Source organism: Streptomyces sp. NPDC102451 (assembly GCF_044765485.1).
In the GTDB taxonomy this organism is placed as follows: Bacteria; Actinomycetota; Actinomycetes; order Streptomycetales; family Streptomycetaceae; genus Streptomyces.
In genome coordinates this window covers 151431-169348 of record NZ_JBIWKD010000002.1, presented here as the reverse complement: position 1 = coordinate 169348, position 17918 = coordinate 151431, and the positions used below count along the sequence as shown (strand labels likewise).

17 protein-coding genes are annotated in these 17918 nt (G+C 71.4%); 8 read left to right on the top strand and 9 right to left on the bottom strand.

Annotated features, from left to right (window positions below; all coding sequences use genetic code 11):
- Positions 1-36: 36 nt before the first annotated feature.
- Positions 37-1581 carry a purine-cytosine permease family protein gene (locus ACIRD8_RS04310; protein WP_403985830.1) on the bottom strand — a complete coding sequence of 515 codons (1545 nt, stop codon included), beginning with the start codon at positions 1579-1581 and terminating at the stop codon, positions 37-39.
- Between the two features lie 114 nt (positions 1582-1695).
- Here ACIRD8_RS04310 and ACIRD8_RS04305 point away from each other — a divergent pair, with 114 nt between their 5' ends.
- Both ACIRD8_RS04305 and ACIRD8_RS04300 read left to right on the top strand, forming a co-directional pair.
- Entirely contained in the window at positions 1696-3168 is a 1473-nt protein-coding gene (locus ACIRD8_RS04305) for a PucR family transcriptional regulator (protein WP_403985828.1), read from the top strand.
- A gap of 103 nt (positions 3169-3271) precedes the next feature.
- Entirely contained in the window at positions 3272-3778 is a 507-nt protein-coding gene (locus tag ACIRD8_RS04300; RefSeq protein WP_403985826.1) for an ATP-binding protein, read from the top strand.
- Positions 3779-3842: 64 nt separating this feature from the next.
- Here the strand turns inward: ACIRD8_RS04300 and ACIRD8_RS04295 are convergent, their stop codons facing one another.
- The 4 genes from ACIRD8_RS04295 to ACIRD8_RS04280 form a co-directional block, all read right to left on the bottom strand.
- Complete coding sequence (locus tag ACIRD8_RS04295; RefSeq protein ID WP_403987246.1) at positions 3843-4826, bottom strand: sugar kinase; 984 nt, start codon at positions 4824-4826, stop codon at positions 3843-3845.
- Positions 4826-5491 (bottom strand): bifunctional 4-hydroxy-2-oxoglutarate aldolase/2-dehydro-3-deoxy-phosphogluconate aldolase, encoded by a 666-nt coding sequence (locus ACIRD8_RS04290; RefSeq protein WP_403987243.1) that lies wholly within the window; start codon positions 5489-5491, stop codon positions 4826-4828. The genes ACIRD8_RS04295 and ACIRD8_RS04290 overlap by 1 nt, the downstream gene beginning before the upstream one ends.
- A gap of 122 nt (positions 5492-5613) precedes the next feature.
- Positions 5614-6174 carry a transglycosylase SLT domain-containing protein gene (locus ACIRD8_RS04285; protein WP_403987240.1) on the bottom strand — a complete coding sequence of 187 codons (561 nt, stop codon included), beginning with the start codon at positions 6172-6174 and terminating at the stop codon, positions 5614-5616.
- A gap of 331 nt (positions 6175-6505) precedes the next feature.
- On the bottom strand, positions 6506-8146 hold the full coding sequence (locus tag ACIRD8_RS04280; RefSeq protein WP_403985824.1) for an MFS transporter: 1641 nt from the start codon (positions 8144-8146) through the stop codon (positions 6506-6508).
- A 331-nt stretch (positions 8147-8477) separates the two neighbouring features.
- Between ACIRD8_RS04280 and ACIRD8_RS04275 the strand changes: the two genes are divergently transcribed.
- Entirely contained in the window at positions 8478-9086 is a 609-nt protein-coding gene (locus ACIRD8_RS04275; RefSeq protein ID WP_403985822.1) for a TetR/AcrR family transcriptional regulator, read from the top strand.
- Between the two features lie 52 nt (positions 9087-9138).
- Here the strand turns inward: ACIRD8_RS04275 and ACIRD8_RS04270 are convergent, their stop codons facing one another.
- Genes ACIRD8_RS04270 through ACIRD8_RS04255 form a run of 4 tightly spaced genes read right to left on the bottom strand, consistent with a single transcriptional unit; the run spans position 9139 to position 12629 of the window.
- Positions 9139-10062 (bottom strand): LysR family transcriptional regulator, encoded by a 924-nt coding sequence (locus tag ACIRD8_RS04270; protein WP_403985820.1) that lies wholly within the window; start codon positions 10060-10062, stop codon positions 9139-9141.
- A 10-nt stretch (positions 10063-10072) separates the two neighbouring features.
- Entirely contained in the window at positions 10073-11275 is a 1203-nt protein-coding gene (locus ACIRD8_RS04265; protein ID WP_403985818.1) for an NAD(P)/FAD-dependent oxidoreductase, read from the bottom strand.
- Positions 11272-11460, bottom strand: a complete 189-nt coding sequence (locus ACIRD8_RS04260) for a ferredoxin (RefSeq protein ID WP_403985816.1) — start codon at positions 11458-11460, stop codon at positions 11272-11274. Before ACIRD8_RS04260 ends, ACIRD8_RS04265 begins: the two co-directional genes overlap by 4 nt.
- The gene (locus ACIRD8_RS04255; protein WP_403985814.1) at positions 11457-12629 is read right to left on the bottom strand and encodes a cytochrome P450; all 1173 of its coding nucleotides are present in this window, start codon (positions 12627-12629) and stop codon (positions 11457-11459) included. Before ACIRD8_RS04255 ends, ACIRD8_RS04260 begins: the two co-directional genes overlap by 4 nt.
- A 266-nt stretch (positions 12630-12895) precedes the next feature.
- Between ACIRD8_RS04255 and ACIRD8_RS04250 the strand changes: the two genes are divergently transcribed.
- The 5 genes from ACIRD8_RS04250 to ACIRD8_RS04230 are packed head-to-tail and all read left to right on the top strand — an operon-like array spanning position 12896 to position 17911.
- A complete protein-coding gene (locus ACIRD8_RS04250; RefSeq protein ID WP_403985812.1) occupies positions 12896-13879 on the top strand; it encodes a phosphotriesterase in 984 nt (327 codons plus the stop codon).
- A 50-nt stretch (positions 13880-13929) separates the two neighbouring features.
- Positions 13930-14883 carry a phosphotriesterase gene (locus ACIRD8_RS04245; protein ID WP_403985810.1) on the top strand — a complete coding sequence of 318 codons (954 nt, stop codon included), beginning with the start codon at positions 13930-13932 and terminating at the stop codon, positions 14881-14883.
- A gap of 11 nt (positions 14884-14894) precedes the next feature.
- Entirely contained in the window at positions 14895-16007 is a 1113-nt protein-coding gene (locus ACIRD8_RS04240; RefSeq protein ID WP_403985808.1) for an FAD-dependent oxidoreductase, read from the top strand.
- 4 nt (positions 16008-16011) lie between these two features.
- On the top strand, positions 16012-16932 hold the full coding sequence (locus tag ACIRD8_RS04235; RefSeq protein WP_403985806.1) for an alpha/beta hydrolase: 921 nt from the start codon (positions 16012-16014) through the stop codon (positions 16930-16932).
- A 37-nt stretch (positions 16933-16969) separates the two neighbouring features.
- Positions 16970-17911, top strand: coding sequence for an MBL fold metallo-hydrolase (locus tag ACIRD8_RS04230; RefSeq protein WP_403985804.1), 942 nt, complete (start codon positions 16970-16972; stop codon positions 17909-17911).
- Positions 17912-17918 lie beyond the last annotated feature (7 nt).

Genomic DNA, 17918 nt, shown 5'->3' with positions numbered 1-17918 from the left:
GCTCCTGGTCACGGGCGTACGGCGGTCGGTCGGGGGTCAGTGGGCCGCTGCGGGCTCGGTGACGGTTCCCTCGGTGCCGCCGGTGCCGCCGGTGATCGGGGGCACCGGGGTGTCCGAGGCCCGTACGAAGCGGGGTCCGTCGGGGCCGTACACGGCGCGTGGTTCGGGGAACAGGGCGAGCAGCGTGAGGTAGAGGACGGTCGCGAGGGCGAGGCCGACCGGCAGGGAGATGTCCGCGCCGTTCGCGAGGTCGCCGAGCGGGCCCACGAACTGGCCGGGCAGGTTGGTGAAGAGGAGCGCCACGACGGCCGACACGGACCAGGTGGACATGCCGCGCCAGTTCCAGCCGTGGGTGAACCAGTAACGGCCGCCGCGCTGACGGCGGTTGAAGACCTGGAGCGCCTCCGCGTCGTACCAGCCACGCCGGGTGACGTAGCCGAGGGCCATCACGATCATCCAGGGCGCGGTGCAGGTGATGATCAGCGTCGCGAAGGTGGAGATGGACTGCGCGAGGTTGAGTGCGAAGCGGCCGACGAAGATGAACGCGATGGACAGTACGCCGATGAAGAAGGTGGCCTGGACGCGGCTGAAGCGCGTGAAGACGCTGGAGAAGTCGAGGCCCGTGCCGTACAGGGCGGTCGTGCCGGTGGAGAGGCCGCCGATCAGGGCGATCAGGCAGAGGGGCAGGAAGTACCAGCCGGGCGAGATCGCGAGCAGCCCGCCCACGTAGTTGGGGGCGGCCGGATCGACGTACTTCGTGGCCTTCGAAGCGATGATCGACGCGGTGGCCAGGCCGAACAGGAACGGCAGCAGCGTGGCGATCTGGGCGAGGAAGGCGGCGCCCATCACCCGGCGGCGCGGTGACCCGGCCGGGATGTAGCGGGACCAGTCGCCGAGGAACGCGCCGAAGGAGACCGGGTTGGAGAGCACGATCAGCGCGGCGCCGATGAACGACGGCCAGAAGAGCGGGTCGGCGGTCGACGCGAAGGCTCCCGCGTAACCGGGGTCGAAGTCGCCCGCGAAGGCGAACGCGCCGAGGGCGAAGAGGGATGAGGCCGCCAGCACCGCGATCTTGTTGACCAGCAGCATGAAACGGAAGCCGTAGACGCAGACGACGAGGACGAGCCCGGCGAAGAGGGCGTACGCGATGCCGTACGTGAGATCCGATTCGGGGACGTCGACCAGGCGGTGCGCGCCGCCGACGAGCGCGTCGCCCGAGGACCACACCGAGATCGAGAAGAACGCGATGGCGGTGAGCAGGGAGAGGAACGAGCCGACGACCCGGCCGTGCACGCCGAGGTGCGCGGAGGAGGAGACGGCGTTGTTCGTGCCGTTGGCCGGTCCGAACAGTGCCATCGGGGCGAGCAGCAGCGCGCCGGCGACGAGACCCAGGAGGGTCGCCGCGACGCCCTGCCAGAAGGAGAGGCCGAAGAGGATCGGGAACGCGCCCAGTACACAGGTCGCGAAGGTGTTGGCGCCGCCGAAGGCGAGCCGGAACAGGTCGACCGGGCGGGCCGTGCGGTCCGCGTCCGGGATCCGCTCGACACCATAGGTCTCGATTTCGGTGATCGAGGTCGTCACGGACGCTCCACCTTCCGTTCATGCGTAGGGGCGTGCGCAGGGCGTCCCAGCAGTGTGTGGCCCGTGGATGATCAGCGACAACTGTGTTCAGCACAAAGATGTAGGCTCCCGACTGTGGCCCGCAACAAACTCACCGTCGAGGATCTGCTCACCTTCCCGGCGCTCCAGCTCTCGGTGACGGCCGGCAGCGGCGGCCTGGGCCGGTCCGTGTCGTGGGCGCACGCCAGCGAGCTCGCCGATCCGACGCCCTGGCTGCTGGGTGCCGAGGTGATCATGACGGCGGGTCTGGCGGTCCCCCGGGGCGCGGCCGGGCAGCGCGCCTATCTGGAGCGGCTCGACGACGCGGGCGTGTCCGCTCTCGCGCTCTCGGCGCAGCTGCACATGCCGCCCCTGCACGACGCGTTCTTCGAGGCGGCCGAGGAGCGGGGCTTCCCGGTCCTCGAAGTCCCGCTCGCCGTCCCCTTCATCGCCGTCGCCCAGGAGGTCGCCGCCTCGGTCCAGGAGGACGCGCGGTACCGGCTGGGCGCGCAGCTCCAGGTCTTCGGCTCCTTGCGCTGGCTGGTCGCCGAGGACATCGACACCCCCGCGCTCCTGCGCCGCCTCGAAGCGCTGTCGGGCTACGACGTCTACCTCTGCACACCGCAGGGCCGCCCGCTGCTGCCGGGCGTTCCGACCCCGGACCCGGGTGTGCTGCCCGCGTCCGTCGACGCCCCTCCCACGGTGCCCGGCGGCTTCGTCCTGCCGGTGCCCGCGCCCGGCGGACCGGCCGGCTTCCTCGTGGCGTACGAGCGTCAGGGTGCCCAGCCCGCGGGGCTCGCGGTGGTCCAGCACATCGCCACGGTGGCGGCGCTGCGGCTGGCGATGGTGCGCAACGAGCGCGAGGTGCTGCGCCGCGAGGGCGCGGAGACCCTGGCCGAGCTGCTGCAGGAGGTGCTCGACCCGGAGGCGGCGCGCCGCCGGCTCGCCCGGCACGCGATCGAGGGGGACGCCGTGCTGCTGGTGGTCCGCCGGACCACGGACGAGGCACTGCTGCACTGCCTGGAGGGCCACCCGCATCTGCTGCTCACCTGGGGCGAGGACCGCTATGTCCTGGGAGCGCCGGACCTTGCGGAGGCCGTCGGCGAGCTGCCGGCCGTGGCAGCGGGGATGAGCCGCCCCTTCGCACCGGGCGTCGCGCTGAAGGTCGCCGAGCGCGAGGCGCTCTGGGCGGTCTCGAAGGCGGTGGAGTCGGGCCGCCCGGTCGTCCGGTACGGCGACGACGCGACGGGCCGCTGGCTGCCCGAGGACCCCGCTGTCCTGACCGCCCTGGTCGAGCACGTGCTCGGCGAGGTCCTGCGGTACGACGAGGCCCACGACTCGCACCTGCTGGTCTCCGCCCGTACCTGGATGGAGCGCGACCGCCGTACGGAGACGGCCGCGGCGGCGCTCCACATCCACCCGAACACCCTCGCCTACCGGCTGCGCCGCTTCGGCGCCCTCTCGCACCGCGATCTGACGTCGACGGGCGCCCTGGCCGAGGTGTGGCTGGCGATCCAGGCGGCGGGCGCGCTGGGCCTCACCGACCGACCGGGCGGCTCAGCGGGCTGAACCCGGCCGGTTGTCCTCGTCCCGCCGGGCCTGAAATGTGTGACGGGGGGTAGGCGGGCGGTGGATGAGCTGCGAGGTGCAGCTGACGGACGGGGGATGCGGGATGGAACAGCTGGTGACGAGGTGCACGACCGAACAGGACGGGCCGGAGGCGGGCAAGGCCGTCATGGCCGGTAGCGCCGCGTACGACATGGGTTCGGGGGAGATCTCCCGGGCCCGTCGGTTCGTGCGCGACTTCCTGTCCGACGCACGGGCGCTGCGAGGTGTGGACGTTCCCACGCGGGTGCTGGAGGTCGCGCAGCTGGTCGTGAGCGAGCTGGCCACGAACGTCTGCAAGTACGCGCCGGGCCCGTGCCTGCTGGATCTCGAGGTGCACGGCAGCATGCTGGACATCACGATGTGGGACTCGGGCTCCGTGCTCCCCAGCGCATTGCACGGCAGCGCCCTGCACGGCGATCCCGCACGCGCGGGGCAGCACGGCCTGGAGATCGTTCTGGCGGTCTGCCAGAGCTTCGAGGTGCGCCGCGAGCCCGTGGGCAAGCGCGTGCGGGTGCAGATCTCGCTGTTCGACGGCCCGGACGGCGATCCGGCCGGCCAGTCACCCTGGTGACGTCCGCGGTCCGTGCCTGAGCGCGGCACGGACGGTGCGCGCGGCCTCGGGGAGCCGCCGGGGATCAGCGGATCACGGTGCCCGGTGCCGCGTCGAGCAGGCCGAGTTCGTCGCGGCGCGGCAGCCCCTCCCAGTCTCCGTCCGAAGCGACGGCGAACGCGCCGAGGGTGTTCGCGCGGGCGAGGCGCCCGGCCGGCGGGAGCCCGTCGAGCAGGCCGGAGAGATATCCGGCGCAGAAGGCGTCGCCCGCCCCCACCGTGTCCCGTACGGGTACCCGAAGTGCGGGCAGGGAGTGCCTGGCGCCCTGCCGGTCGCGGAACGCGGCGCCCTCTCCCCCGCGCTTGACGACCACCTCCCGTACACCGGTGTCAAGCAGCGCGTCGACGGCTCGTTCCTCCCCGTCGGGTGTCTCGCTGAACGCGTCGGTGACGACGGGGAGTTCGTCGTCCGAGGCGATCAGGACCGTGATGTGCGGCAGCAGGGGCCGGAGCGCCCTGCCCGCTTCCTCGGCCGTCCACAGCCGCTGCCGGTGGTTGACGTCCAGGGCGACGGTCCAGCCCTGCGCCTGGGCGTGGGCGGCGGCTGCGCGCACCGCCTCCAGCGGGCCCGGACCGAGGGCGCAGGTGATGCCGGTCAGATGGAGGACCCGGGCGCCGTCGCCGAGGGCGGGCGCGAGGTCGGCGGGGGTGAGCAGCGAGGCAGCGGAGTGGCTGCGCCAGTAGTGGACCCGGGCGATGTCCGCGACGCGCCGCTCGCGGAGCATCGCGCCGGTCGGCGCCGTGGCGTGGGTGGCGGCGCGGGTGATGTCGACGCCTTCCCCGCGGAGCGTGCGCAGGACGAGCCGGCCGGGCTCGTCGTCGCCGACGAGGCCGGCCCACACGGCGCGGTGGCCCAGGCGGGCCAGACCGATGGCGACGTTCGACTCCGCGCCGGCGACGGTGGTCCGGGCCTGGGCACCGACCGCGAGGGTGCCGGGCAGTTGGGCGGCGAGCATGGTCTCACCGAACGTCAGCACGTCGGCGGGCGCGGATACGCGCCCGGCGGCGATCACGCCTCCCCCTGCTCGTCCCGGGCGCAGAGCGCGACGAAGCGGCGGGCGCGTTCGCGCAGTGCGGCCAGGTCGCCGCCGTGTGCGGCGTCACCCACCAGCGGTGAGCCGACGCCGACCGCGACCGCGCCGTGGGCGAGGTACTGCTCCGCCCCGGCGAGGTCCACGCCGCCGACGGGCACGAACGGCATGTCCGGGAAGGGGTCGCGCAGGGCCTTGAGGTAGGCGGGGCCGCCGAGCGAGGCGGGGAACAGCTTGACTGCGTCGGCTCCCGCGCGTCGCGCGGCGACGGCCTCGGTGGGGGTGAGGGCGCCCGCCAGGACCGGCAGCCCGGCCCGGACCGACGCGGCCAGGGATTCGGTGAGTGCGGGGGTGACGATCCAGCCGGCACCGGCCTCCTGGGCCCGGGCGACGTCGTCCTCGGTCAGCACGGTGCCCGCGCCGATGACGGTTCCGGACCCCGTCTCGGCGGCGGCACGGCGTATGACGCCGAGGGCGTCGGTGGTGTTGAGGGAGACCTCGACGAGGGCCACGCCCTCTTCCGCGAGGGTCAGGACGGTACGCAGGGCTGCATCGGGGTCCGGTCCCCGGACGATGGCGGCCAGGCGGGTGCGACGCAGCACGCCGGCGAAGATGTCGCTGTTCAAAGGGGGTACGGGTCGCATCTCGTTCACGTCCACGAGCGTAGTGGGGAGGGACTCCGGCCCGTCGCGGGGGCACCTCCGGGCACGGGAACGGCACGGCCACGCCCCCGGTGGGGCGTGGCCGTGCCGTGTGCCCTCGGTGCTCAGTAGGCGGAGTCGACGTTGTCGATGGAGCCGTACTTGTCGGCCGCGTAGTTGGCGGCCGCGGTGATGTTGGCGACCGGGTCGGTCAGGTCCTTCGCGGTGCCCGGGACGTGGTAGGCGTCGAAGGTCGGCTGGATCACCTGGAGCAGGCCCTTGGAGGGCGTGCCGTTCTGGGCGTTGACGTCCCAGCCGTTGGACGCTTCGGGGTCTCCGCCGGACTCGCGCATGATGTTGCGGTGCAGGCCCTCGTAGGTGCCCGGTATCCCCTTGTCCTCCATGATCTTGAGGGACTTACGGATCCAGGTGTCCAGCTTGTCCGTGGTGGCGGGCGCCTTCTCGGCCTTCCCGGCGAGGGTCTCCGCCTGTGCGGCGACCGCGGCTGCCGAGCCCTTCGCCGACGCGCTCGTACCCGGCGAGGCCGGTGCCGAGGCATGTGCGGGGGACGGGACGAGGGTCAGAGCCGCTGCTGCGGCTCCGGCTGCGCACAGTCCGGAAACCGAGAACCTGCGGATCCGGGCGGTGCGGGCGGCGGGGGCCAGGGACTGGGCGGACGTACGGATAGAACACTCTCCTCGCGCTGCTGTCAGGGACGTCGCGGGGCCGGCAAACGGCTTCCCGGGACTCGTCCCATGGTTAGCGGCACCGCAGGACGGCGGCAACGACCCGTGCTACTAGGCCTCTACGTAGAACGGGCCGGGAGGGCGTCTCATGCGCGCGGAGACCGCGGGCGCGGACGCCGCCCCCTACTACCCCGCGTCGTATGTGATCTGCGGCCTATGGGCCGACTCACAGCCCACGCCCCTCCGGAGTCACCCCGCGCCCTCGACAGGACGGCGGCCCACGCCCCCGTCAGGGTCGCGCGGGCCGCCGTCACACCCCACCGGATAGCGGCTACACGGTGGTGGGGGCCGGTTCCTGCCTGCCGTCGCTTCCGGGGGACCGCAGGGCGGATGCCTCGTCCTCGGCGGAACGGTGGGTGCGGACCCCAATCATGCCGACGGCGGTCAGGACCGCGGCGACGGCCGCCGCCACACCGCAGACCAGGAAGGCGGTGCTGAAACCGCTGCCCAGGGCGTCCAGGGCCAGACCGTGCGCCGCGGAGCCCGGGGCGCCGGCCGGCAGGCTGTTCACCGCGATGGGCCCACCGGCGGCGGCGATCTCGCCCGCCGCCGCCACCTGGGCGGCCGGCAGGTCGGCCCCGGACAGGTTGCCCGCGAACGCCGACCCCGCGTTGCTGAGGGCGACCGCGCCGACGACGACGGGGCCGAGGGCGAACCCGAGGTCACGCAGCATGTTGGTGGTGGCACTGGCCATACCGGCCAGGCTCGGGGGCACGCTGTTGAGCGCCACGGCCGTCACCGAGCTGATGGTCAGGGCGAAACCGATGCCGATCAGCAGGGCGGGCGCAACGAACGGGCCGAGCCCCGGATCCGTGACGTCCAGCCGGGTGAACAGCAGGCAGCCGATGGCCATCAGCGCGAATCCGGTGGTCAGCAGCCAGGTCGCGGCGACCCGGTGGAGGAGCCGCGAGACGACCGGGATGAGCACGAAGGCGGGTCCCTGGAGGAGCAGGAACAGGATCGCGACGCGCATCGGGTCCTGGTGCTGCACCGGGCCCATCCACATGCTCATCGCGAAGCAGGCGCCGAGGAAGGCGAGCATGCCGATGACCGCGACGACGGACGAGACGGTGAAGGCCCGGTTGCGGAACAGCTTCAGGTCGAAGATCGGTGATTCGGCGCCCAGTTCCACCACGATGAACGCGGCGAGGAAGCACGCGCCGAAGGCGAAGGAGAACATGACGGGAAGGGTGGTCCAGCCCGACTCGGGCCCCTCGACGGCGCCGTACAGCACCAGGACGAGACCGATGGCGAAGGTGATCTGACCGGGTACGTCGAACCTGCGGCCCTCGGGCGCCCTCGACTCCTGGGCCAGCGTGAGGGTGAGCACCATGCTGACCAGAGCGAGTCCGACGAGCACCCAGAAGGAACCGCGCCAGGACCCGACCTTGGCGAACATACCGCCGAGCAGCGGTGAGACGGCTGCGCCGGCGGAGAGGAAGCCGCTCCAGAGCGCCACCGCGTGTGCCCGTTCCCGCATGCTGCGGGTGACGGCGGTGATCGCGGTGAGCGAGCCGGGGAACATGGCGCCGGCGCCCAGTCCGTTGAGCGCGGCGCCGATCCACAGCACCTGGACGGTGGGGGCGAGCGCGGCCGTGGTGCTGCCCACGGCGACCAGGGCCGTACCGGCGGCGACGAGCCTTCGCCGTCCGAAGAGGTCACCGAGGACACCGAAGGTGAACTCGAAGCAGACCACGGCGATCATGAACGCGGCGGTGATCCAGGTGAGCTGGGACCCGTGGGTGTTCAGGTCCTCCTGGAAGAGCCCGAGGAGCGAGGCCGGCAGCGCGTTGGCGACCTGGGCCACGAAGACCGCGCAGCAGGCGGCAGCCAGTGTTCCCGCGTAGCCCGGTGCCCGGGCAGCCCCCGCGGTTGGGCCAGGGGACGTCGTCGTCCCGTTGTTGAGCGTCATTGCTGTTCTCCCTGGCTGGGAAAGATCGGCGTCCCGGAACGGGAGCCTCGAAGGCGTGGAAGGCCTCGGCTCTGCGTGCGCGGTGGGGAGAGGGCACGACGCGAGTCGGGCGTGATGTCCAGGACAATGGCACTCGCTTTACGGTGCGTCAATGCTCTGTTCGCAATCTAAGGCGAGTTTCATCGACGTAAACCAACTGACCACTCTGTCGGGCAGTCGAAGGCGGCGTACCGGCACGGGCCAGCTTTACGGCGCGTAAAGAATTCATACGCACAGCACTGCGTGAAGCCGGTATGTACGCTCGACTTGCAGCGGCACGTATGATGCGGCCATGGCAAACCTTCGTGAGGCGCAGAAGCAGATGACACGGCGGCTGCTGCTGGAGTCAGGACTCGAGCTCTTCAAGGTGAAGGGGTACGCCGCCACCACCGTCGACGACATCGCGACCGCGGCGGGCACCACGCGGGTGACCTTCTACGCGTACTTCTCCTCCCGCAGCGAGCTGATGAAGGCGCTCATCGACGAGCAGCTCAACGAGGCGCTCCAGCGCGTCCGTTCTCCCGAGCACGGCTCCACGGCTCAGGACCTCGTGGCAACCGTCGCCGACGGGACGCCGGAGGCGATCATGGCGTGGCTGCGGCGGACCACCGACAGCTGGCCGGCCATCCGGCCGATCATCCGGCTCGGCCGCGATGCCGCGGTGATCGAGCCCGAGCTCACCGACCTGGTCGAGCAGTGGATGGAGGAGGCGGTCGGCGACATCGAGGACGGCCTGGAGACAGCGGGGCGCTTCGAGCCTCATCAGCGCCACTTCCGGGGCGTTCTCGCGATGGCCCAGCTCGACTTCGTCGCCCAGAACTGGCACCGCGCCGACTGGAAGCTCACGCATGAGCAGATGCTCGAAGAGCTCGGCGCCAGCTGGGTGGGGCTGCTGACCTGACCGCGCGGGGCGGAGCGCGCGGGGCGGTGCGGCGCAGCGTACGCAGGTGCTGTCAGAGGTCCGGTGCGGCGTCGGCCAGCAGCGCCCGGAACCATGCGGTGAAGTGCTGATCGGCCAGCCGGGGGTTCCAGACCATGTCGATCCCCAGCCCGGGGAGCGGGAACGGGAACTCCTCGATCCGCAGGTCGGCGAGCGTCCGCATGGTGACGGCCACCTGGTGACGGAGGAGCGCGACGCCGCCCGCGCGTGCGACCAGGAAGGGCACCAGCAGGAAGTCGGAGATCAGCATGCCGACGCGGTAGTCGACCCCCTCGTCCTCGAGCATCGCGTAGGGGAAGACGCGCCGGTCGGTGTCGACGACGATGTGCGGCTGTGTGGTCAGGAGTTCCAGCGCGCTCGCTTCCGGCGGGGTGTCCGGCGAGGCCACCACCACGCAGCGGTCGTTGTACATCCGCTCGCGCGGGTACGGCGAGAAGTGCCCCTCGGAGATCAGCACGACGTCGACGCCGTTGTCGGTGAAGGTGGCCTCGGTCGGCACCGTGATCGTGCGCACCCGCAGCGTGGCGTGGGGCGCGCGCTCGGCGACGAGCCGCTTCAGCCGGGGGCCGACGACGAACGCCGTGCTGTTCGTCATGGCGACCGTGATGACGCGCCGGTCCGTGGCGGGGTCGAACCGGGGGAAGTTCACGATGTGCGCCGTCTGCTGCAAGGCACCGCGCAGCGGCGCGATCAGCTCCAGCGCACGCGGGGTCAGCGTGACGCCCGCCCCTTGCCGGACGACGAGTTCGTCCCCGAGCAGACGTCGCATCCTCGTGAGGGCGTGGCTCATCGCCGGCTGCGACAGACCGACCCGCTCCGCCGCCCTGGTCACCGAACGCTCCTCGAGGAGCGCGAGAAGGGGCACCAACAGGTTGAGGTTGACCGATGCCAGCCGGTCCAGCCCCGAACCCGTGGTGCCCGTTCCGTCGTCGCCCATGGCGCAGACCCTACGGTGCCGGCCGGGTCATGCGCCGCAGCCGGGGTATCGGGATGCGGTAGTTGAGCGCCGCTGCCACACCGCCGCCGTCACCGTCCGGCCAGTGCATCAGCGCCGGTCCCCCGCCGGGCCCTCCGTCGACGTGATCCGGCTCCCCTTCCAGCGGCAGGTAGCCCACCGCCTTGAGGCTCAGGCCGAACTGCTCGGTCCAGAAGTACGGCTGGAACCGGAGCGGCGGTGCGTCGTCGCCGCGGACCAGCGCCCGTGCGGCGGCCTTCGCCTGCTCGATCGCGCTGCTCCAGAAAGGGACTCGGCGCAGACCGTAGGGGGTGGGGAAGGCCGCGAGGTCTCCGACGGCCGCGACGTCGGGGCGGACGAGCCCGCGCGAGTCGACCGGGACGGCGCCCTTCGCGGTGAGCCCCGTGCCGGCGAGCCACTCCGTGTTGGCGATGTCGCCGACGGCGGTCACGAACAGCTCCGCGTCGAGGACAGCCCCGTCGTCGAGGACGACCCGGGCGCTTCCCCCACGCCGCTCGATCCGGGCCGAACCGGTCTCGACGACGGTGAGCCCCTGGTCCAGCGCGGCCTCGACGAAGACGCCGGCGAGGTACGGACCGAGCTGGGCGGTCAGCGGCATCCCTTGGGAGACGAGGGTGACCCGGCAGCCGGCGGCCAGGCACCCCGACGCGATCTCCATGCCGAGCGGGCCTCCGCCGACCACGACGACCGACGGCCGGGCAGCCAGCCGGCTCCGCAGAGCCAGCGCGTCGTCGAGTCCACGCAGGGTGAGCTCCTCCGGAAGGTCGGACAGCCGTCGCGCCCGGGAGCCCGTGGCGAGGACGAGACGGTCGTACGGCAGGGCCGTGCCGTCGTCGAGGGTGACGAGCCGGCGGTCGAGGCTGAGCCCGGTCGCCCGTACGCCCAGGAGTTCCGTCGCCCCGTGGCCGGCCGGCGGCAGCTCGTGCGCGGCCGTGCCTGCGCCTTCGCCCTCGCGGGCGCCTTCGCCGCCTTTGCCGCTGCCTTTGCCGCCGTCGCCGTCGCCGTCGAGCAGGAGCGCCTTCGACAGGGCCGGGCGGCTGTACGCGGGGTGCGGTTCGTCGCCGACGATGGTCAGCTCCCCGTCGAAGCCCTCCTCGCGGAGGGTGTCGGCGGCGGTGAGCCCGGCGATCCCGTTACCGACCACGACGACGCGGTCCACCGTGCCGCCGCTCATACGAGCCTCAGCGCCGCGACCGGACACACGCGGACAGCGGCGTTGGCCGGGGCCGCGTCGGCTTCGTCGACCTGCTCGCGGTCGAGCACGAGTTCACCCTCGTCGTCGAGGTGCATGAGCTCCGGGGCGGCCTCCTCGCACAGGCCGTGGCCCTCGCAGCGGGGCCGGTCAAGGACGATCTTCATGCGGGAACCACCTCCAGGACGGGGAGCTCCTCGATGCTCCGGGTGATGTTGCCGGGGACACGGACCTCGGGTCCTACGACGAGGCGTTTCACGCGCCGGGAGAGCGCCTCGATCACGGCGTGGGCCTCCAGGCGGGCGAGCCCCTGGCCCGCGCAGCCGTGCGGGCCGTAACCGAACGAGAGGTGGTCGACCGGATTGCGCCCGACGAGGAAGGTGTCCGGGTTCTCGTAGTGCCGGGGGTCGCGGTTGCCCGCGCCGAACAGGATCGCGATCTGCGCGCCTGCGGGGATGACGGTCCCGTCGATCTCGACGTCCTTGGTGGCACGCCGGCCCCAGGCGTGGACCGGGGCCCAGAAGCGCAGCACCTCGTTGAAGGCCGCCGGCACCAACGACCGGTCCTCCCGGACCAGATCGAGCTGGTCGGGGTGCGTCCCGAAGAGCGCGACGATGTTGCCGATCGCCGCCACGGTGGTGTCGACGCCCGCGCCGAGGTACTGGTGGATGATGTGGCCTGCCGTGCCCGCCGGAACGGTGCCGCGCGCCTCGGCCTCGAAGATGCCGCGCCCCACGGACCCTTCGGCCAGGTCGGTGGCGCTGACCTGCGAGCACCAGCCGTAGAGCTCACCGGCGATCGGGAAGCTCTCGGCCGTGCGCTGGTTCATCGGGCCGATGACCTGCATGGCGGCCTGTCCCCAGCGCAGCATGTTGTCGCGGACGTGGCCGGTGAAGCCGATCAGATCCGCGACGACCTCCAGCGGGAAGGCACGCGCGAGCGCGTCGATCGCCTCGAAGGAGCGCTGCTCGACGAGCTCCGCGACGAGAGCGTCCGCCTTCGCCTCGATCCGCCCCTTCATGCCACGCAGCGCACGCGGCGAGAGGTTCTCCGTGAGTGTGGCGCGCAACTGGGTGTGCACCGGCGGATCGGATGCGAGCGAGGTGCCGGTGAGGGCCTCGTTGACCGTCGGGTTGAATCCGATCGAGGCCGAGGAGAACGACTCCCAGTCCGCGAGTGCGCCGCGGATGGCGTCGTACCGCGTCAGCACGTGGACATCGTTCTTCTCGAGGTGGACGACGGAGCCCTGTTCCCGCAGTTCGGCGTAGACGGGATACGGGTCGAGCACGACCTCGTCGGCGAACAGGTCGATGCCGGAGGTAGGTGGAGTGGTCATGCCATCAGTGAAGTGGCCGCCCTCACATCCAGCAAATGAATGATTGTCATCGATTGGCATGCATGAGGTGCATGTCACCTGCTCGCAGCGGTGACACGGCCGGCTCCGACCCCTCGGGGCGACCGGTTCAGGAGACCCGATCCACGCTACGTCCAATATTTTTTCTTGGTGTTCATTTCATTGACGCCGTGTAAACCGAATGGCTACGGTGACGGGAGCCACAGGGTGCTGCGCTGCGCACCCCACCCGGACACGTGAGGGCAGGCATGAGCGTCAACAGCAACACCGTGAAAACCGTGAACACCGTCCTGGGCCCACTCCCCGCTGAAGAGCTTGGCGTCGTCTCGGTCCACGAGGCCCTGCTGTCGGTGGTCCCCGGCGCGGAGCACGCCTTCGACATCACCATCGACCGGGCGGAAATCTTCGAGGCACTCGCCGAGAAGCTGAAGGACTTCCGCGCCCACGGCGGCGGCACGATCGTCGACAGCACCGGGATGTTCCACGGCCGGGACGTCCGGCTGTACGAGTCCCTCTCCCGCACGACCGGCGTGCACATCGTCGCCTCGACGGGACAGGGCCCCGAGGAGCTGCTCGGCGGCTACTTCCTCACGCCCCAGACCAACCCGCCGACACCGTGGCCGGCCGAGAAGTTCGCCGCCCTCTTCACCGAGGAGGTCACCGAGGGCATGGTCGTCCCCCGTGTGGAGCGGCGCGGCCCCGCCGGCCTGGTGGCCACCGTCGCGACCCGCGACGGCATGACCGCGACCGACGAGAGCCTGTTCCGCGGTGCGGCCCGGACCGCCCTGAGCACCGGTGTGGCGGTCTCCATCCGCTACGGGAGCGACGCCGTCCACGACCTCGACGTCGTCCTGGACGAGAAGCTGCCGGCCGACCGCGTCGTCGTCGGCGGGCTCGACCGCAAGGACGCCGTCGCGGCCGGCGCGCCGCTCGAGATCGCCCGCCGCGGTGCCTACGTCGCACTCGACCACGTCGGTGCGGAGGACGAGGCGCACCTCACCGATGACGAGCGGGCCGCCCTGGTCGCCGACCTCGTGCAGTGCGGCTTCGGCGACCGGATCCTGCTCTCCGGCAACGCGACCGGGGTGGCGAAGGGCCACACCGGCAACGACCTGCCGTACAGCTACGTCCTGACCTCCTTCGTCCCGCTCCTGAAGGCGAGGGGTCTCAGCGACGAGGACACCCGGCGGATTCTCGTGGACAACCCGCGCGACCTGCTGTCGGTGCGCTGAACGCGCCCGGCACGAACGACCGTCAAGTCTCTTACTCAAAGGTGAGTGTTGTGTCGAGAGTGAACACCGTCCTGGGACCGGTCCCGGCCGAGGAGCTGGGGATCGTGGCCATCCACGAGCACATCGGCTACGGCATGCCCGGCTCCGAGCTGGACACGCAGTGGTGGAAGACGCCCGAACAGCGGTACGAGGAGACCGTCCCGAAGCTGCGGACGTTCCACGAGTACGGCGGCGGGACCTTCGTGGACGCGACCGGGATCTGCAACGGCCGCGACGTCGACTACTACAAGTCGCTGTCCGCGAAGACCGGCGTCCACATCGTCGCCTGCACCGGCTTCGTCGGCGGCGACACCGCGCTGCCGCACTTCGCCCGGGCCGATGTGGACTACCTCGCCCGGCAGTTCGTCCACGAGATCACCGTCGGCATCGGCGGCACCGGAAGCCTCGCCGGTGTCATCAAGGTCGGGGTGAGCCGCGGCGGCCGCATGACGAACCTGGACAAGCGCATCTACCGTGCCGCGGCGCGCGCCTCGCTGAGCACCGGCGTACCGATCCTGACGCACCTCGCGATCGACGCCGAGAACGCGATCGCGATCTTCGCCGAGGAGGGGCTCCCCCTGGACCGCGTCCTGTTCGGGCACGTCGACGACGGCGTGAACGCCGACAAGACGCGCGACGTCTGGATCGCGGAGCAGGGCGGCCGCATCGGCTTCGACACCTTCGGCTACGAGACCGAACTGCCGGACCCCCCGTTCTGGGCCCGCCCCCGCCAGGAGCGGCTGGACCACTTCCTCCGCTTCATCGGCGACGGCCGGCTGCACCAGGTCCTCGCCTCCGCCGACGCCAACTGCTCCCCGCTGGGCTGGCCGGGCGTGAAGGGGCACACCGTCAACTACATCTTCGAGGACCTCATCCCGGACCTCCGCGACGCCGGTCTGGACGAGGCCGCCATCAAGAAGATCTTCGTCGACAACCCCGCCGGCTTCCTCACCATCCAGAAGTAGAGAGAACCACCATGCAACTCTCAGACCTCAAGAACCTGAAGATCGCCATCGTCGGAGCAGGGTACGGCGGCGCGTCGGCGGCCAAGGCCCTGAGCCTGCTCGGTGCGGACGTCGCCGTCTACGAGCAGGCGACCCAGATCCGTGAGGCCGGCGCCGGCATCGGTCTGCGGCCCTCCACCATGAACAGGTTCCGCGAGTGGGGGATCTTCGACGCGATCGCTGAAGTGAGCTCCCCGAGCGAGGCCTTCGAGATCCTCACGCCCACCTGTGACCGGATCATGAAGGAGGAGTGGCCGGTCGCCGGAGACCAGACCCACACCCATCTCATCCATCGCGGGGACTTCATCGACGCTCTCCTGGGCGTGCTCCCCGAGGGCATGGTGCACCTCGGCCACAAGCTGGAGAGCGTCCAGGACAAGGGCGAGACCTCCGTCCTGACCTTCGCCGACGGCAGGACCGTCGAGGCCGACCTGGTCATCGGCGCCGACGGCATCAGGTCCGTGGTCCGCCGGCTGTTCAGCGACAAGGAGCCGGTCTTCTCCGGGGAGCACGCCTACCGTGTCGTCATCTCCGCCGACGACGCCTACGGGATGGTTGTCGACGACAACCTCCGGATGTACATCGGCCGGGGAACGAAGATCTATCTGCTGCCGCTGCGCCACCGCAACCAGGTGTCGTTCGACATCACCGCCCTGTGCCCGGACGGCACCTGGGTACCGGAGGTCAGCAAGGAGGAACTCCTCGCGACGGTGGAGGGTTTCGACGAGCGCCTGGTGAACATCACGCGCGACCTCGACATGGACACCGTGAACATCCGCGCCGTCTACGACATCGACTCGATCGACACGTGGCACTCGGACTCCGTCGTCCTGATGGGCGACGCCGCGCACTCGATGCTGCACCACCAGGGCCAGGGTGCGAACTCCGCGGTCGAGGACGCCGGCGCGCTCGCCGACGCCCTGCGGGAGGCCGCCTCCGTGAAGGAGGCGCTGGCCCTGTTCCAGGCCACCCGCAAGCCGGTGACCGACAAGCTGCAGGCGATCTCGCGCCAGGGCTGGGCCGAGGACGAGATCGCCGAGGTCTTCCCCGGGCAGAAGCCCGCGTCCCTCGCCCAGGGGAAGTGACGCCATGACGCTGCATCCCGAGATCGCGAAGTTCGTCGCCGGCCTCCCGGCCCCGCCCGAGGGCCCGCTCGACCCGGTCGCCATGCGCGCCGGGGACGAGGCCCACGTCGCTCCCCTCGATGAACGCCGCTCGCTCCACGCGGTCGAGGACGTGACGGCCCGGACCGCGTCGGGCGGGGTACCGGTGCGGATCTACACCCCGGCCGAGGCCGACAGCTACGGCGTACTGGTCTACTTCCACGGCGGCGCCTTCTTCCTCGGCAGCCTGGAGACGCACGACCACGTCGCGCGCTCGCTGGCCGAGGAGACCGGCCTCAAGGTCGTCTCCGTCGGCTACCGCCTGGCCCCCGAGGCAGCCTTCCCCGCCGGTCTCGACGACTGCTACGCCGTCGTACGGTGGGCCGCCGAGGCGGACGCGGGCCTGGCCTGGGACGGCACGACCCTCGCCCTCGCCGGCGACAGCTCGGGCGGCACCTTCGTCGCCGCGGTCGCGGCCAGGGCGCATGACGACGGCTTCCACCGGATCACGCACCAGATCCTCTACTACCCCTCGCTCGACCTGGACTTCGACGTCGACCGCTATGCCTCGCTGCGGGAGAACGCCGTGGGCTACGGCCTGGAGACGGCGGGCCTGAAGCCCTTCAACGCCTTCTACCTCGACAGCGGCGCCGACCCCGCGGACCCGCTCGTCTCACCGGTCAAGCGGACGGACCTCACCGGGCTGCCGCCGGCTCTCGTCGTCACCGGTGAGCACGACCCGCTGCGCGACGAGGGCGAGCTCTACGGCCGGCGGCTCCGGGAAGCCGGGGTCGAGGCCGCGGTGAGCCGGTACGAGGGCGCGGGCCACGGATTCGTCCAGCACTTCTCCTGGATCCCGGAGTACCACCGGGTCTTCGAGGAGACACGCGACTTCCTCGGCCGCTGACCCGGCCGGCCCCACGCACGAGTTCGGAAAGAGAGCCATGACGCACGCAGTCAACGTCCACCCCCTGGTCTCGCCGTGGGGCCGGTTCGGTCTCTACAGCTTCTTCATCGACGCACCCGAGCCGGCCGTCGTCGACACGGGGATCGCCTCCTCGCCCGCCGAGGGGATGGCCCCCGCGCTGGAGGCGATCGGCCGCCGCATCGAGGACGTGCGGTGGATCCTGCTGACCCACGGTCACATCGACCACCTCGGCGGGGCTCACGCCCTGTGGGAGCTCACCGGCCGCCGCGCCCAGGTCGTGATCCACGAGGCCGACGCGCCGATGCTCCGCTCACGGCGGGCCCATGTCGACGAGTACCTCGCGGGACGGGGCCGCTACCTGGGCGACCCCGAGGGCGAGGCGAAGGTGACGGCGGCCACGCAGGCCGTCATCTCCGGCGAGATGGAGCCCTCCCTGCTCGTCAAGGGCGGCGAGACCCTCTCACTCGGCGGCGACGTCACCGTGTCGGTGCACTCGATCCCCGGCCACACACCCGGATCGGTCGCCTACGCCGTCGACGGTCAGCGCTCGGTGTTCGTCGGCGACGCCGTGCAGGTCCACGGGGCCGCCAACGGCTTCCCCGGCTACACGGACCCGGCGGCCTACCGTGCCGGCCTGGAGTACGTGCGGGACGAGCTCCGTCCGCGGCACCTGTACCTGGGGCACCCGTACCGCCGCGCCGACGGCACCCCGTACGGCGTCGAACTCGATGCCGCGCAGGCCCAGGAGGCGCTCACCCAGAGCCTCGAAGCCGAGAGCCGTGTCGGTGCCGCCGCCTGCGGCTGCCTCCGGTCCGGCCTGCGGGAGACGGAGTCGCCGTACTCCCCGTTCGCCCCCGCGGCCGAGGAGCTCGGCTACACCGGCGACCCCGCGCTCGAACCGTCGCCGTTCTTCACCTCGATGCACGGCTACCGCACGCAGCACCAGCAGAACTCGTAGCACAGGA

Bases quoted from the DNA above. Each gene is read 5' to 3' on its own strand.
- ACIRD8_RS04300 (WP_403985826.1), top strand. From the start codon at position 3,272: ATGGAACAGCTGGTGACGAGGTGCACGACCGAACAGGACGGGCCGGAG.
- ACIRD8_RS04290 (WP_403987243.1), bottom strand. From the start codon at position 5,491: ATGCGACCCGTACCCCCTTTGAACAGCGACATCTTCGCCGGCGTGCTG.
- ACIRD8_RS04280 (WP_403985824.1), bottom strand. From the start codon at position 8,146: ATGACGCTCAACAACGGGACGACGACGTCCCCTGGCCCAACCGCGGGG.
- ACIRD8_RS04275 (WP_403985822.1), top strand. From the start codon at position 8,478: ATGGCAAACCTTCGTGAGGCGCAGAAGCAGATGACACGGCGGCTGCTG.
- ACIRD8_RS04270 (WP_403985820.1), bottom strand. From the start codon at position 10,062: ATGGGCGACGACGGAACGGGCACCACGGGTTCGGGGCTGGACCGGCTG.
- ACIRD8_RS04265 (WP_403985818.1), bottom strand. From the start codon at position 11,275: ATGAGCGGCGGCACGGTGGACCGCGTCGTCGTGGTCGGTAACGGGATC.
- ACIRD8_RS04260 (WP_403985816.1), bottom strand. From the start codon at position 11,460: ATGAAGATCGTCCTTGACCGGCCCCGCTGCGAGGGCCACGGCCTGTGC.
- ACIRD8_RS04255 (WP_403985814.1), bottom strand. From the start codon at position 12,629: ATGACCACTCCACCTACCTCCGGCATCGACCTGTTCGCCGACGAGGTC.
- ACIRD8_RS04250 (WP_403985812.1), top strand. From the start codon at position 12,896: ATGAGCGTCAACAGCAACACCGTGAAAACCGTGAACACCGTCCTGGGC.
- ACIRD8_RS04240 (WP_403985808.1), top strand. From the start codon at position 14,895: ATGCAACTCTCAGACCTCAAGAACCTGAAGATCGCCATCGTCGGAGCA.
- ACIRD8_RS04235 (WP_403985806.1), top strand. From the start codon at position 16,012: ATGACGCTGCATCCCGAGATCGCGAAGTTCGTCGCCGGCCTCCCGGCC.
- ACIRD8_RS04230 (WP_403985804.1), top strand. From the start codon at position 16,970: ATGACGCACGCAGTCAACGTCCACCCCCTGGTCTCGCCGTGGGGCCGG.